The organism is uncultured Roseovarius sp. (assembly GCF_947259555.1).
In the GTDB taxonomy this organism is placed as follows: domain Bacteria; phylum Pseudomonadota; class Alphaproteobacteria; order Rhodobacterales; family Rhodobacteraceae; genus Roseovarius.
Genome location: NZ_CAMYMD010000032.1, coordinates 1 through 14,059, shown reverse-complemented (window position 1 = coordinate 14,059; position 14,059 = coordinate 1). Strand labels below are relative to the sequence as shown.

The 14,059-nt window shown below is 62.7% G+C and carries 13 protein-coding genes; 12 read left to right on the top strand and 1 reads right to left on the bottom strand.

What is annotated here, in order from left to right; genetic code table 11:
• The 4 genes from Q0X85_RS05840 to Q0X85_RS05825 are packed head-to-tail and all read left to right on the top strand — an operon-like array spanning position 1 to position 4,812.
• Positions 1 to 1,548, top strand: a complete 1,548-nt coding sequence (locus Q0X85_RS05840) for an ABC transporter ATP-binding protein (protein ID WP_297770252.1) — start codon at positions 1 to 3, stop codon at positions 1,546 to 1,548.
• The gene (locus tag Q0X85_RS05835) at positions 1,538 to 2,587 is read left to right on the top strand and encodes an ABC transporter permease (protein ID WP_297770249.1); all 1,050 of its coding nucleotides are present in this window, start codon (positions 1,538 to 1,540) and stop codon (positions 2,585 to 2,587) included. Before Q0X85_RS05840 ends, Q0X85_RS05835 begins: the two co-directional genes overlap by 11 nt.
• Positions 2,588 to 2,590: 3 nt before the next feature.
• On the top strand, positions 2,591 to 3,535 hold the full coding sequence (locus tag Q0X85_RS05830; RefSeq protein WP_297770246.1) for an ABC transporter permease: 945 nt from the start codon (positions 2,591 to 2,593) through the stop codon (positions 3,533 to 3,535).
• Positions 3,535 to 4,812, top strand: coding sequence for an amidohydrolase family protein (locus tag Q0X85_RS05825; RefSeq protein WP_297770244.1), 1,278 nt, complete (start codon positions 3,535 to 3,537; stop codon positions 4,810 to 4,812). The genes Q0X85_RS05830 and Q0X85_RS05825 overlap by 1 nt, the downstream gene beginning before the upstream one ends.
• 46 nt (positions 4,813 to 4,858) lie before the next feature.
• Here Q0X85_RS05825 and Q0X85_RS05820 read toward each other — a convergent pair whose 3' ends face one another.
• Entirely contained in the window at positions 4,859 to 5,743 is an 885-nt protein-coding gene (locus Q0X85_RS05820; RefSeq protein WP_297770241.1) for an HAD hydrolase-like protein, read from the bottom strand.
• A gap of 288 nt (positions 5,744 to 6,031) precedes the next feature.
• On the opposite strand from Q0X85_RS05820, the gene Q0X85_RS05815 reads away from it, so the two are divergent.
• The 8 genes from Q0X85_RS05815 (at position 6,032) to Q0X85_RS05780 (ending at position 13,777) form a co-directional block, all read left to right on the top strand.
• The gene (locus Q0X85_RS05815) at positions 6,032 to 6,820 is read left to right on the top strand and encodes a DeoR/GlpR family DNA-binding transcription regulator (RefSeq protein WP_297770238.1); all 789 of its coding nucleotides are present in this window, start codon (positions 6,032 to 6,034) and stop codon (positions 6,818 to 6,820) included.
• Complete coding sequence (locus Q0X85_RS05810) at positions 6,820 to 7,854, top strand: ABC transporter ATP-binding protein (protein WP_297770236.1); 1,035 nt, start codon at positions 6,820 to 6,822, stop codon at positions 7,852 to 7,854. The genes Q0X85_RS05815 and Q0X85_RS05810 overlap by 1 nt, the downstream gene beginning before the upstream one ends.
• 42 nt (positions 7,855 to 7,896) lie before the next feature.
• The gene (locus Q0X85_RS05805) at positions 7,897 to 9,153 is read left to right on the top strand and encodes an ABC transporter substrate-binding protein (RefSeq protein ID WP_297770233.1); all 1,257 of its coding nucleotides are present in this window, start codon (positions 7,897 to 7,899) and stop codon (positions 9,151 to 9,153) included.
• Between the two features lie 76 nt (positions 9,154 to 9,229).
• Positions 9,230 to 10,123 carry a sugar ABC transporter permease gene (locus Q0X85_RS05800; protein ID WP_297770227.1) on the top strand — a complete coding sequence of 298 codons (894 nt, stop codon included), beginning with the start codon at positions 9,230 to 9,232 and terminating at the stop codon, positions 10,121 to 10,123.
• Positions 10,120 to 10,929 carry a carbohydrate ABC transporter permease gene (locus Q0X85_RS05795; RefSeq protein ID WP_297770225.1) on the top strand — a complete coding sequence of 270 codons (810 nt, stop codon included), beginning with the start codon at positions 10,120 to 10,122 and terminating at the stop codon, positions 10,927 to 10,929. The genes Q0X85_RS05800 and Q0X85_RS05795 overlap by 4 nt, the downstream gene beginning before the upstream one ends.
• Positions 10,930 to 10,932: 3 nt before the next feature.
• Positions 10,933 to 11,730: a phosphodiesterase gene (locus Q0X85_RS05790; RefSeq protein ID WP_297770222.1), complete on the top strand. Its 798-nt coding sequence runs from the start codon at positions 10,933 to 10,935 to the stop codon at positions 11,728 to 11,730.
• Between the two features lie 42 nt (positions 11,731 to 11,772).
• Positions 11,773 to 13,431 (top strand): Na/Pi cotransporter family protein, encoded by a 1,659-nt coding sequence (locus Q0X85_RS05785; protein ID WP_297770220.1) that lies wholly within the window; start codon positions 11,773 to 11,775, stop codon positions 13,429 to 13,431.
• A 115-nt stretch (positions 13,432 to 13,546) separates the two neighbouring features.
• Positions 13,547 to 13,777, top strand: coding sequence for a hypothetical protein (locus Q0X85_RS05780; RefSeq protein WP_297770217.1), 231 nt, complete (start codon positions 13,547 to 13,549; stop codon positions 13,775 to 13,777).
• Positions 13,778 to 14,059 lie beyond the last annotated feature (282 nt).

The window sequence follows — 14,059 nt, the reverse complement described above, 5'->3', positions numbered from 1 at the left end:
ATGACAGGTGCAGAGACGGCGCAGGTCGTCCTGCGCCTGGACCGCATTACCAAGCGTTTCGGCAAGCTCACCGCGAATGACGCGGTGAGCCTTGATCTGCATCGTGGCGAGGTGGTCGCCCTGTTGGGCGAGAACGGCGCGGGCAAGACCACGCTGATGAATATCCTGTTCGGCCAATACACCGCCGATGAAGGCCGGGTCGAGGTGATGGGCCGCGCCCTGCCCCCGGGCAATCCGCGCGCCGCACTGGAAGCGGGCGTCGGCATGGTGCATCAGCACTTCACGCTGGCTGATAATCTGACTGTTCTCGATAATGTCACTCTGGGGACAGAACCGCTCTGGCGTTGGCGATCAGACCGCAGCGGTGCACGCGCCAAGATCACCAAGCTGGCCGCCGACTTTCATCTGTCGGTCGATCCCGATGCAAAGGTCGGCAGCCTGACGGTGGGGGAACGGCAGCGGGTGGAGATCCTCAAGGCGCTCTACCGCGAGGCCCGTATTCTCATTCTGGACGAGCCGACCGCTGTGTTGACCCCGCAAGAGGCCGACGACCTGTTTGCGACACTGCGCGAGGCGGTGGCGATGGGGCTTTCGATCGTGTTCATCAGTCACAAACTGCATGAGGTGATGGATATCGCCCATCGGGTGGTGATCCTGCGCCATGGCAAGGTGGTGGCGGGCATGGCCACCGCCGACACCGACCGGCACGCGCTGGCCGCGGCCATGGTCGGTAGCGACGTGAGTGCGCCCAAGGTCAACCCCGGCACGCCCGGGGCACCGCTCTTGAATCTGCGCGACGTGACGACGCCGGACCGGGGGAATGCGCCGGGCCTGCAATCCGTCACGCTCGCCCTGCGCGCGGGCCGGATCACCGGGCTTGCCGGGGTTTCGGGCAACGGGCAGGCGGCGCTGGCAGAGCTGATCGGCGGGCTTACCGCACCAGAGACCGGGCAGATCGCCCTCGACACCGCAGATGTCACCGGCTGGACACCGCGCATCGCCGTCGAGCACGGCATCGCCCGCATTCCCGAGGATCGACACAAAACCGGCACAATCGCCGATTTCACACTGACCGAGAATGCCATTCTGGAAAGCTATCACAAGCCCCCGATGAGCCGGACCGGCTGGATGAACTGGGCGCGTGCCGAGGCGGAGACCAAGGCGATCATTGACGGCTATGATGTGCGCTGTCCCGGGCCCGAGGCCCGGATCAGGCTCTTGTCCGGTGGCAACATGCAAAAACTGATCCTTGGCCGGGTGCTTGAGGCCGCGCCGCGTATCATCCTTGCCAACCAGCCCGTTCGGGGCCTCGATATCGGCGCGGTCAATTACGTGCATGAACAGTTGCTCAAGGCGCGCGACCGGGGTGCGGCGGTCTTGCTGATCTCCGAGGATCTGGACGAGATCATGGCGCTCTCGGATGTGATCCACGTGATGTCCGAGGGGCGGCTCTCGCCTGAATTTGCACGCGGCACCATGACCCCTGCCGCTCTGGGCGTCTGGATGGCGGGGCATGGGTTTGACGAGGGGGTGTCGCATGCGTCTTGAACCGATTGCAAACCCCTCGCTGGCCCGCAGCACCCTCCCGCCTGCTCTGGCGATTGCCGCCACGGTGGTGATTTCGTCCCTTTTGGCGATGCTCGCCGGGGCCAATCCGTTTGGCGTTCTGGGGCTCATCCTCAAGGGCGCGGCGGGCTCACAATTCGCCGTGTTAGAGACGCTCAACCGTGCCACGCCACTCATTTTTACCGGCTTGGCGGTGGCGGTGGCGTTTCGTGCCCGGCTCTGGAATATCGGCGCCGAGGCGCAGCTCTATGCAGGCGCCTTGCTGACCGTCGTTCTTGGCACCGGCGCGCTGCCGTGGAGCGCAGGCGCGCTCTTGCCGGTTCTGGTGCTAACGTCAATGCTGGCAGGGGCCGTGGTGCTGTTGGTGCCGGCGCTGCTCAAGGTCCGGTTCGGGGTCGATGAGGTGGTCACGACGCTGCTGTTCAACTTCATCTTTCTGCTGTTCATCTCGCTGCTGCTCGAAGGCCCGCTCAAGGACCCTATGGGCATGGGATGGCCCAAATCCGAACGCCTGATCGCCGAGGCGCGCCTGCCGCGTATTGTCGAGGGGCTGCGCCTGCATTGGGGCTTTGGTCTGGCCCTTATCGCGGCGGGTCTTGTCTGGATTGTCGAGCGGCGCACCACGTTGGGCTATGAAATGCGCGCGGTCGGGCTCAACCGCGAAGCCGCGCGCTTTGCCGGTATCCCGGTCAATATGGTACTGATCAAGACGGCGCTGCTGTCGGGTGGCCTTGCCGCATTGGCCGGGTTTTCCGAGGTCGCCGGGCTCAAGGGCAGTCTGACGCTCGATCTGAGCCCAGGTTTTGGCTATACCGGCATCATCGTGGCGATGCTGGCGCTGCTCAATCCGCTGGGCGTGGTCGCCGCCGCGCTATTCGTGGCGGGCATATTCGTCGGTGCCGACAGCATGAGCCGCGCGGTGGGCGTGCCCACCTATCTTGCCGATATCATGCTGGCCACGGCGCTTTTGCTGATGGTGCTGGCGATCCTGCTCACGCGGTTTCGGGTGGTGAGGGAATAGCGCATGGACATTCTCGATATCCTCCTTTCCGCCAGTTTCTGGGCCGCCGCGATCCGCATTGCCAGCCCGTTGATCTTTGCCACCCTGGGCGAGTTGATCTGTGAACGCGCCGGTGTGCTCAACCTCGGGATCGAGGGGATCATGGTTGCGGGTGCATTTGCCGGCTGGATGGCGGTTTATTCGGGCCTTGGCCTCTGGCCCGGCGTCGCGGTGGCGATGGTGGTGGGCATGGGCTTTGGCGCGGTGCATAGTCTGCTGACCGTGCCCTTTGGTCTCTCGCAGCATGTGGTGGGACTGGGCGTCACTTTGCTGGCCACGTCCTCCACTTATTACGCCTATCGTCTGGCGCTGCCAGAGGTGACGAGCCCGCCCAAGATCACGGCGTTTCAACCTTGGGAAATCCCGGTTCTGTCCGACATTCCCCTGATCGGCCCGGCGCTCTTCTCGCAAACGCCGCTGACCTATCTGGCCTTTATCCTCGTGGCCGTCGTCAGCCTCGTCCTTTACCGCACCCCCCTTGGCCTCGCCCTGCGCGCGGCGGGCGAAAACCCGGCGGCGGTCGCGGCACAGGGTCTCTCGGTCACGGGTCTGCGCATGGGCGCGGTGATCGTGGGATCGGGGCTGATGGCTGTCGGCGGCGCATTCCTGACCATGTCGGCGTTTGATTCCTTTTTCTTCGAGATGGTCAACGGGCGCGGCTGGATCTGCATCGCGCTTGTGGTCTTTGGCGCGTGGAAGCCGGGCAAGGCGCTCTTGGGGGCGGTGCTCTTTGCCGCCTTTGACGCGCTGCAAATCCGGGTGCAACAGACACCTTTGGGCGCCGATATTCCCTATCAGATCTTCCTGATGACGCCCTATGTGCTCTCTATCCTCGCCCTCATCGTCATGTCCCGCCGCGCCGAGGTGCCTGCCGCACTGATGGTCCCATTCAACAAGGGAGAACGTTGATGTTCGATCTGATCGTCAAGGGCGGCACGCTGCCCGATGGCAGCGTGGCCGATATCGGTATCACCGGCGACAGGATTGCCGCGATAGGCAAATTGGACGCGGCCGAGGCGGGAGAGGTCATCGACGCCACCGGCGATCTGGTCAGCCCGCCCTTTGTCGATCCGCATTTCCACCTCGACGCCACGCTCAGCTATGGCCTGCCCCGCATCAACGCCTCTGGGACGCTGCTGGAGGGGATCGGCCTGTGGGGAGAGTTGAAGCAGATCGTCACGCAAGAAGAGATGGTCGCGCGTGCACTGGAGTATTGCGATTGGGCCGCGTCGATGGGCCTGTTGGCGATCCGCAGCCATGTCGACACCTGCGATGACAGTCTCAAGGGCGTCGCCGCAATGCTTGAGGTCCGTGACAAGGTCAAAAACTACATCGACGTGCAACTCGTGGCCTTTCCACAAGACGGATTCTACCGCGACCCCACGGCGCGCGCCAACACGCTCCGCGCCCTCGACATGGGTGTGGATGTGGTGGGCGGCATCCCGCATTTCGAGCGGACCATGGCCGATGGCGCCGCCTCGGTGCGCGACCTCTGCGAAATAGCCGCTGAACGGGGCCTGCGTGTCGACATGCATTGCGACGAGAGCGACGACCCCCACAGCCGCCATATAGAAACGCTGGCCTATGAGGCACAGCGCCTCGGGCTTCAGGGCCGGGTTGCCGGTAGTCACCTCACCTCAATGCATTCGATGGACAATTATTATGTGTCCAAACTGTTGCCGCTGATCGCCGAGGCTGGTGTCGCCGCGATCCCCAATCCGCTGATCAACATCATGTTGCAGGGGCGGCGTGACACCTTCCCGAAACGGCGCGGTCTGACACGGGTCAAGGAAATGCAGGCGCATGGCATCACCGTGGGCTGGGGTCAGGACTGCGTGCGCGATCCGTGGTACAGCCTCGGCACCGCCGATATGCTCGATGTGGCGTTCATGGGGCTGCATGTGGCGCAGATGTCGAGCCCCGACGAGATGCGCCGCTGCTTTGACATGGTGACGGTCGAGAACGCCCGCATCCTGGGTCTTGAGGATTATGGCCTGCATGTCGGCGCAATTGCCTCGCTGGTGGTGCTCGACGCGGGTGACCCGATCGAGGCGCTGCGCCTGCGCGCGACACGGCTCTCTGTCATCTCGAAGGGGCGGATCATAGCCCGAACACCCCGGCAGGATGCAGCCCTGGAAATACCGGGCAGACCCAACGCTGTCCGCCGCAGGCACCCGCTTGCATAAGGTCTGATAAGCGCCCTGGACCTGGGATAGAGGCCCGGTCACACCCTCAGATGCGCGACAGACGCCATGTCGGAAACAGGTCGGCGCGCCTGAAATAGGCGCAGGTGTCTTCACCGGAGAAAAGCCCGTCATTCTCGACGAGGACCGTTTGCCAGCCGCGCGCTGCGGCGCCCAGAATATCGGTATGCAGGGTATCGCCACACATCACGATTCGATCCGGTGGAATGCCGGGCAGGGACGCCTCGATCATCTCATAGACCGTTGAAAACGGCTTGCCGAAGAAACGGATCCCGGGGATGTCGCGGTCTGCGAGAAGATGGCCGAAATAGCCCGGCTCCAATGAAAAGCCGTGCTCGCGCGGGGCGACCAGATCCGCGTTGGCAATGACCACCGGCCTCGGGTTTGCGAGAAGTGACGCCTCCAACAGGGCCTGCCGCTCCAGTGACCAGACTTCGGTGGACAGAAAGAGAAACCCATCCACCTCATCATATCCGGTCGGATCATCCACAAGCCGCCGCGCGGGCGCGGGTATGTCCGACAAATCGTCCTGCGGGGCGGCGATGCAGCCCCACAGGCGCTGCTCCAGATGGGCCAGCGTCGCGTCGCGGCTCGTGATGATCTCATGCCCCCCCACGCCCATATCCAACGTCCGAAACTTGGCCGCAGCACCATCGTGGTTGTAGCTGGCGGCGTTGGACAGAATGCGAATCTGCTGGCCCCTGTCACGCAACTCCTTCAGGCGCTGCGAGGCGCCGGGAATGCCTGCCTCGCCGATATTCAGAACGCCATACGCGTCAAACACAAAGGCATCCGCATGCGAGGCAATGTCGTGCAATGAGTCGATCTGCGAGGTTTTGCCCGGAAAGCTGGCGGAGGGCAGGCGACCGCGCACAGCCTCGTATCGGTCGAATATGGTTGCGACAGTATCCATCAGCCCGGTGAACCCCTAACCTTGTCGAATTGCAATGGCCACAGCCCCGGGAAAGACACCCCCGGCCAGAAAACCCTACAGTGCCGTCAAAAAAATAAAAGTCAAAACAACATTACGACATTTCATGCAGACGTCATAATTCTCGGATACCTCTGGAAACTGTAATTTACAGAGGAAATCTTCGAAATTTGACCGATAAGAGAGAATCATGGCTTAGCACCGGAAACAACAATGCACATATAAAAATGTTGCTTTGTTGTTATTGATGCTCAACAATCGACCAAAACGATGGAACCGGACATGGTGTCGAAGAAGACCAGACGGCACGATCTCATTCAGCAGGTCGTGCAGGAACAGGGCGGGGTGAGCGTCGGTGCGCTGGCCGAGATGTTCGGCGTCTCGATGCAGACCATCCGGCGCGATCTCGATATCCTGTGCGATGGCGACACCCTGCATCGCTCGCACGGACGGATCGAGCTTGCCGAGGGGCGTCGCAACACCCCCTTCGATCAGCGGGCGGGCACCAACCTCGTGGGCAAGCGCGCGATTGCGAGTGCGGCGGCGGCGCTCATCCCCGATGGCGCGACGCTGTTCATCTCGATCGGCTCAACGGCGCTGAGTGTGGCGCGGGCGCTGCATCGGCGCAAGGAGCTGACGGTCGTCACCAACAACCTGAGCGCAGCGATGGCGCTGAGCGAGGAGATTTCCAACCGGATCATCGTGCCGGGCGGAGAGATCCGCCTGCCGGACCGTGATTTCGTCGGCGAGGAGGTGGTCGAGTTCTTTGGCCGGTATCGCGCGGAATACGCGATCTTCGGGACTGCCGGGATCGGCACCGAGGGCGAGTTGCTGGAATTTCATCAGGCCGAGGTGCGCGCGACCTACCGGATGTGGCGCAACGCGCAGACCTCCATCCTGGTCATCGACCGCAGCAAGTTCGGCCGTCTCGCCCCCGCCGTGGGCGGCATGATCACGCAGATCGACCACGTCATTTGCGACCGCCCGCCGGCCGAGCCGTTTTCCCATCTGGTCGAGCAGCTCGGGGGCCGGATCACCTTTGCAGAGGAGGCCGAGTGATGCCGGAGGCGTTCGTCGAGGTGCAGACTGTCGCCAAGCGCTGGAACGGGCAGCTTGGCGTCGAGAATGTCTCGCTGTCGATCCCGCGCGGGGCGTTCGTGGCGCTGCTCGGGCCGTCGGGATGCGGCAAGTCGACGACGCTGCGGCTGTTGTCGGGGCTGGAACTGCCGGACGAGGGGCGGATCATGATTGACGGGCGGGACGTGACCACCGCCGCGCCGTCGGAGCGCAACCTGTCGATGGTGTTTCAGTCTTACGCCCTCTTTCCGCATTTGAGCGTGGCCGAGAACGTGGTCTTTGGCCTCAAGGTGCGCCGCGTCCGGGCTGCCGAGCGGCGCGAGAAGCTGCACCGCGCGCTCGAGATCACCGGGCTTCTGGGCTTTGAGGCGCGCAAGCCGGGCGAGTTGTCGGGCGGGCAGCGGCAGCGCGTGGCGCTGGCGCGCGCCATCGTGGCGAACCAGCCGCTGTGCCTGATGGACGAGCCACTCAGTAATCTCGACGCCAAGCTGCGCGCGTCGGTGCGCAAGGATATCAAGAAGTTGCAGGTCGATCTCGGAATCACCGTGATCTACGTGACCCATGACCAGACTGAGGCGATGAGCATGGCCGACATGGTGGTGCTGATGAAGGACGGGCGCATCCAGCAGACCGGCGCGCCGGAGGATCTGTATTACCGCTCCGCCAATACCTTCGTGGCCGAATTCGTGGGCGCGCCGCCGATGGCACTGATCGAGGGCGCGGCGATCCCCGGCTATGAGGGGGCCAGCACCATCGGCCTGCGGGCCGAAAGCCTGCGCTTGGCAGAGCCCGGCAAGGGGCGGCTGACATGCCGGGTGTCCGAATGTGAATTCCTAGGCTCAGAGACCTTTGTGGGGCTGACGCATCCCGGTGCGAACGGGCTGACCATTTCGATGCCGGGATTGCGCTCCATCCCGGCGGGCGAGGAGCTTGAGATAGATTTTGCCGATGACGACCTGCATTTCTTCGACGCCGAAGGAAACAGGCTGCGGCATCCGAATGGCGTGACGGCGTGACGTCACGTCTGGAATACCGTGTTTAATTCAAGGGAGAAAACCATGAACACGATCAGGAAGATAAGTCTGGCAACCACATTCGCGGCACTGACCGCCGCACCGGTTGCCGCGGAAACCGAACTGACGATGTATTACCCGATCGCCGTGGGCGGCGCGCTGACCGAGGTCGTGGATGGCATCGTCGGCAAGTTCGAAGAGGCCAACCCGGATATCAAGGTCAACGCGATCTATTCGGGCAATTACGACGACACCCGCGTGCGGGCCCTGTCGGCCATCGCCTCGGGCGAGCCTGCGCAATTGGCGGTGATGTTCTCCATCGACGCCTATGACCTGATCGAGCAGGAACGCATCGTCGCCTTCGAGGATATCGAGGGCGTGGACGAGGCCTGGCTCGACAGCTTTTACCCCGCGCTGATGGCCAACAGCCGGATCGAGGGCAAGACCTGGGGCATCCCGTTCCAGCGCTCGACCATCGTGGCCTATTACAACAAGGACATGTTCCGCGACGCAGGCCTCGACCCCGAAGCGCCCCCCGCCACCTGGGACGAGATGGTCAGCATGGGCAAGGCGCTGACCGAGGGCGACACTTACGGGCTGATGATCCCCTCGACCGGCTATCCCTATTGGATGTTCCAGGCGCTGGCGATCCAGAACGGCAAGGAGCTGATGTCCGGCGACGGGCTTGAGACCTACTTCGACGACCCGGCGGTTGTCGAGACGCTTGATTTCTGGAAGTCGCTCTCGACCGAGCACGGCATCATGCCCGAGGGCACGGTCGAATGGGGCACGCTGCGCCAGGCGTTTCTGGAGGGGCAGACCGCGATGATGTGGCACTCCACCGGCAACCTGACGGCGGTCAAGAACAACGCCGGGTTTGATTTCGGCGTGGCCGAGCTGCCCGCGAATGAACGGCCCGGCTCGCCCACCGGCGGCGGCAATTTCTATGTCTTCGAGGACACCACCGACGAGGAACGTGCCGCCGCGCTCAAGCTGATCAAGTTCATGACAGCCCCCGAGCAGGCGGCTGAATGGTCGATCTCCACGGGTTACATGGGCGTGTCGCCCGCCGCCTATGAAACCGAGGCGCTGAAGGCCTACACGGAAGAGTTCCCGCCTGCATTGGTGGCGCGCAACCAGCTTGAAAACGCCGTCGCCGAGTTCTCGACCTTCGAGACGGCGCGCGTGCGTGACGGGCTCAACAACGCCATTCAGGCGGCTTTGACAGGCAGCAAATCGCCCGCCGATGCGCTGGCCGAGGCACAGGCCGCTGCCGAGCGGCTGTTGAAGGATTACCGGTAACACTAGACCGGTAGTCCACTTCTCCGGCGTCGGGCACATGCCCGGCGCCGGTATTTGACTTCGCAAAAGGGCCAAGATGCCGACCCAAGTGAACATCGAACGCCGCAGACAGGCGATTTACGGCTGGCTCCTGCTGTCGCCCGCCGCGATCCTGTTGACGGCCTTTGCCTTTTACCCGTCCATGGCAACGCTCTGGACGTCCCTGTTCAGCCGAGGCACGCGGCGGCGTCCGACCGAGTTTGTTGGCACCGAGAACTACGCCGATCTCTTCGCCGATCCGACCTTCTGGAAGGTGGCGACAAACAATCTGATCTATGCCGGGGCGACGATCCCGATTTCCATCGCGATCGCACTGGGCATGGCGCTCTGGGCCAATTCCAGGATCCCGGCGCGCGGCTTTGTGCGCACCGCCTATTTCACGCCCACCGTGCTGCCGATGATCGCCGCCGCGAACCTGTGGCTGTTCTTCTACACGCCGGGCCTCGGCGTTCTGGATCAGATCGGCGCGCTCTTCGGCTTGCCGTCGGTCAACTGGCTGGGCCAGCCCGAAACCGCGCTCTGGGCGGTGATCATCGTCACGATCTGGAAAGAGGCCGGGTTCTTCATGATCTTCTATCTCGCCGCCCTCCAGACCATTCCCGAAGACCTCAAGGAAGCCGCCGATATCGAGGGGGCGAGCCGCTTTACCTATACCCGCCGGATCGTGCTGCCGCTGCTCATGCCGACCACGCTCTTCATCATGGTCAACGCGCTGATCAATTCGGTCAAGCTGATCGACCATCTCTTCATCCTCACCAAGGGCGGGCCGAATGACGCCTCGAAGCTGATCCTCTATTACATCTGGGAGATGGCGTTTGCCTTTTTCGACGCGCCACAGGCGGCGGCGATGACGATCCTGATCCTGCTGGTGCTGGGCATCGTCGCGGGCGTCAAGTTCACCATCCTCGACAAGCGGACGCATTACCAATGAGCGGGTTGTCACGTCATATCGAGACCTTCGGCGCGCTGCTGCTGGCGGTGATCTGGATCTCGCCGCTGGTCTTTGCCTTCTGGGCGGCGTTTCACACCACCTCGGACGCGGTGAATTTCAACATCGCGGCCCCCTGGACGCTGGAGAATGTCCGCACCGCCTGGGCCGGGGCGCCGTGGCTGAAGTATTTCCTCAACACGTTCCTTCTGGTGACCGTCATCCTGATCGGGCAATTCGTCGTCACCACGCTGGCGGGCTTTGCCTTTGCGCAGGTGCGGTTTCCGGGGCGGGATGTGGTGTTCATCCTCGTGCTGATGCAGCTTTTCATCCTGCCCGAGGTGCTGATCGTCGAGAATTACGTGATGGTCTCGCGGCTGGGCCTCTTTGACACGATCCTCGGTGTGGGCATGCCCTACATGGCGTCGGCCTTTGGCATCTTTCTGATGCGGCAGGCGTTCAAGGGCGTGCCGATCGAGTTGCACGAGGCGGCGCGCGTCGAGGGCTGCGGCTGGTTCGGCATTCTGTGGCGGGTCTACGTGCCCCTCGCGCGGCCCACATATCTGGCTTATGGGCTGGTCTCGGTCTCGACCCACTGGAACAACTTTCTGTGGCCGCTGATCGTCACCAACTCGCCCGATACGCGGCCGCTTACCGTGGGGCTGTCGATCTTTGCAGCGCCCGAGAACGGCGTCGATATCAGCGTGATCTCGGCGGCGACGATCATGTCGGTCGCGCCCTTGCTGATCGCCTTTCTGGTCTTTCAGCGGCAGTTCGTGCAAGCCTTTCTGCGCACCGGGATCAAGTAGGGCGTGGCGCGGCTTCTGCATATCACCGATCTTCACGTGGCGGCACCGGGCACGTTGGTCTCTGGCCGGCTCGATACCGGGCAGCTGCTGGGTGAGGCCGTCACCACGCTCTGCGCGCGGATGCACGCCATCGGCCCCATCGACGCGGTTCTGGTGACCGGCGATATCAGCGATGACGGCAGCGCCGAGAGCTACGGAATCGCGCGGCAAGAGCTGGAGCGGATGGGCGTCCGGCTCCTCGTGATCCCCGGCAACCATGACCGGCGCGAGGCGTTCCGGGCGGCATTTTCCGATCTGCCCGAGATCGCGCCGCGCGGATTGATCGACTGGGTGACGGATATCGGCGATACCCGCATCGTCGGGCTTGATACGCTGGTTGAAGGACAAGGTGGCGGAAGGCTGAGGCCCGAGAGCCTGTCAGTGGTCTCCGAGGCTCTGATCGGCATCGGGGACAGACCCATGGTCGTCGCCTTGCATCACCCGCCAATCCGCACCGGTATCCGCTTCATGGATGCGATTGGCCTCGAAAATCCAGAGGATCTCCGAGCCGTTCTGGACACCCGCCCGCAACCGGTCAAGGTTCTGGCCGGGCATGTCCATGGTGTGTATTGTGGCTTGCTCGGCCGACATCCGGTTGTTACAGCACCGTCTACCTGCAGCGCATTCGCTCTGGACACCCGCGACAATGCGCGCGTCGGCTTCATGACGGGCCCGACCGGTTGTGCGCTGATCGACACATCTCCGGGCGGCGTCTGGACCGAACTGCCTCTCTCTTACGGCCAAGGTCCGTTCAATTTCTGATACAGTCGCAACGCGCCGGTATCACAACACTTCGGGAACGCGATGGAAACCACGCCGATTGTCTTCATTATCAACATGGCCGCCGCCGCGGCCCTGTTGATCTGGGCGGTCCGGCTGGTGCGCACCGGGTTCGAGCGTGCCCTCGGAGCGCAATTGCGGCTTTGGCTGCGCCGTTCGACATCAAACCGGTTCGCCGCCGCCGCGTCAGGCGCGGCAACCGCGCTCTTGATGCAAAGCTCGACCGCCGTTGCCGTGCTCATGGCAGGGTTTGTCAGTGCTGGCGCGATCGGGAGCGTCGCAGGTCTTGCTATCATGTTGGGGGCGGATCTCGGCTCTGCGGTGGTGGCGCTTGTGCTAAATTCCCGACTTGCCCTCGTGACACCGCTTTTGCTGCTGGCAGGTGTCATGATTTTCCTGCGCAGCTCTGCACGACGTATCCGGCAAGTCGGGCGCATCCTGATCGGGCTTTCGCTGATCTTCATCTCACTCGATCTGATCCGCGAAGCAAGCCAGCCTCTCACAAGCCTTGCGGGGGCGGAGACCGCCATGCTGTATCTGGCCGAGGATGTGATCTCGGCCTTCGTGATCGCGGCGCTGTTTGCCTGGCTCGTTCATTCCAGCGTGGCCGCCGTGCTGTTGTTCGCGACCCTCGCGGCACAGGGCCTTTTGCCCATAGAGGCGGCGTTCGCCATGGTTCTGGGGGCCAATCTCGGCGGCTCGATGATCGCTGTTGTTCTGACACTCAAGGCTGACAGCGCCGTGCGACGGGTGGTCTGGTGCAACCTGCTCTTGCGCGGAGGAGGGGCGGCGGTGATGCTGTTCCTTCTCATGACTTACGATCCGCCGACCTTTGGTCTTGAGCTGGACGCCGGGCAACAGGCCCTTCTCCTGCATCTCGCCTTCAATATCATGCTCCTTGTGATCAGCCTTCCGCTTGTCGGACCTCTCATGCGCGTGGCCAAGACGCTTGTCGCGGACGCACCGGACGGACAGGCGGAAAATGGTTGGCGCAGCGCGCTCGACCCAACCGTTCAGGACCAGCCCCGACGCGCCTTTGCCTGCGCCCAACGCGAACTCGTCGAAATGGGACACCGTATCGAGATCATGCTGCGCGAAGCGATTGGCCTGTTCGAGCGCTACGACGACATCACTGTGAAAAAACAACGTGCCGAGCTCCAGAACCTGGCTCAAATGTCGCTCGACATTCGCACCTACCTGTCGCGCGTGCGCAATCATGACGCCACTGAGGACACCGGCAATCGTGCGTTCGAGCTGTCAGGTATCGCCGTCAACCTTGAAGCGGGCGCTGACGTGATCGCCCGCAAGATGGTGGACCTCGCGCGCCTCAAGGACGTCGAAAACGTGCATTTCTCTCAAGATGGGTGGCGGGAGTTGACCGATTTTCACGATGTCGTACTGCGCAATGTGCAGCATGGGATATCGGTGCTGATGTCCGAGGACGTCGGCCTTGCGCGAGAACTGGTAGAGCAGAAAGAGCGCGTCCGCGACCTCGAACAAAGCCTGCAGCGCAAGCACCTCAAACGGCTGCGCAAAGGGCTGGCCGAGACGTTCGAAACCAGTGCGATCCATCTTGATCTGCTGCGTGCGCTCAAGATGCTGAACACGTCCTTTGCGATGATCGCCTATCCGTTGCTGGAGGATCGTGGCGAATTACTGGAGAGCCGATTGGCGTCGTCCTGACGGAGCAGCAAACAGGCTCTCACGTCACGGACCGACAGTTGCTGCCCCCGCCCCTGGTTGCCCAGTGGGACTCGCCGGAGTTTTAGAATGGCGACCCCGGAAATCTCCATACTTTGTGCTGACAGGTTCCGAAGTGTGCCACACCTTCGAGGAAGCTGCGCGGAAAGCGCACCAGGAGAACGCGCGCAACCTAAAGAATCCCAAGGATCGCGCTGCCTGTCTCAAGTCACTCGAAACCTACATCTTCCCGCAATTCGGGGCCCTGACCCTTCCCGACGTGACAAGCGCCGATGTGCGCAGGGCAGTCCTGCTGGCCAGTGAAAAGGCCCCCGGCCTTGCCGTCTGAGAGAGGTGGCCCGGCAAATCTGAACAGATGAGTTAGGTGGATTTTCTGCTCCCAATCCGGCAGCTTTGTCGGGACGCAGGAGCAAATCTATGGACGCCCCTTGCGCGAGGTGTTTTTGGGCGACGGAACCAACGGCATTGGATGCGTGAATCTACCCGGCCTTTTTTCGAAGCTGTTTCGCTTCTGGCCTCGATGGGATCCGCTTGTTTTCATTGCCTTCTAAGATGACCGGCCTTTTATGGCCATCGCTCCTTACAGGCTGTGAATAGGCGGCCCGAGCCG

Coding starts and splice junctions, on each gene's coding strand:
- Q0X85_RS05840 (WP_297770252.1), top strand. CDS start 1: ATGACAGGTGCAGAGACGGCGCAGGTCGTCCTGCGCCTGGACCGCATT.
- Q0X85_RS05835 (WP_297770249.1), top strand. CDS start 1,538: ATGCGTCTTGAACCGATTGCAAACCCCTCGCTGGCCCGCAGCACCCTC.
- Q0X85_RS05830 (WP_297770246.1), top strand. CDS start 2,591: ATGGACATTCTCGATATCCTCCTTTCCGCCAGTTTCTGGGCCGCCGCG.
- Q0X85_RS05825 (WP_297770244.1), top strand. CDS start 3,535: ATGTTCGATCTGATCGTCAAGGGCGGCACGCTGCCCGATGGCAGCGTG.
- Q0X85_RS05820 (WP_297770241.1), bottom strand. CDS start 5,743: ATGGATACTGTCGCAACCATATTCGACCGATACGAGGCTGTGCGCGGT.
- Q0X85_RS05815 (WP_297770238.1), top strand. CDS start 6,032: ATGGAACCGGACATGGTGTCGAAGAAGACCAGACGGCACGATCTCATT.
- Q0X85_RS05810 (WP_297770236.1), top strand. CDS start 6,820: ATGCCGGAGGCGTTCGTCGAGGTGCAGACTGTCGCCAAGCGCTGGAAC.
- Q0X85_RS05805 (WP_297770233.1), top strand. CDS start 7,897: ATGAACACGATCAGGAAGATAAGTCTGGCAACCACATTCGCGGCACTG.
- Q0X85_RS05800 (WP_297770227.1), top strand. CDS start 9,230: ATGCCGACCCAAGTGAACATCGAACGCCGCAGACAGGCGATTTACGGC.
- Q0X85_RS05795 (WP_297770225.1), top strand. CDS start 10,120: ATGAGCGGGTTGTCACGTCATATCGAGACCTTCGGCGCGCTGCTGCTG.
- Q0X85_RS05785 (WP_297770220.1), top strand. CDS start 11,773: ATGGAAACCACGCCGATTGTCTTCATTATCAACATGGCCGCCGCCGCG.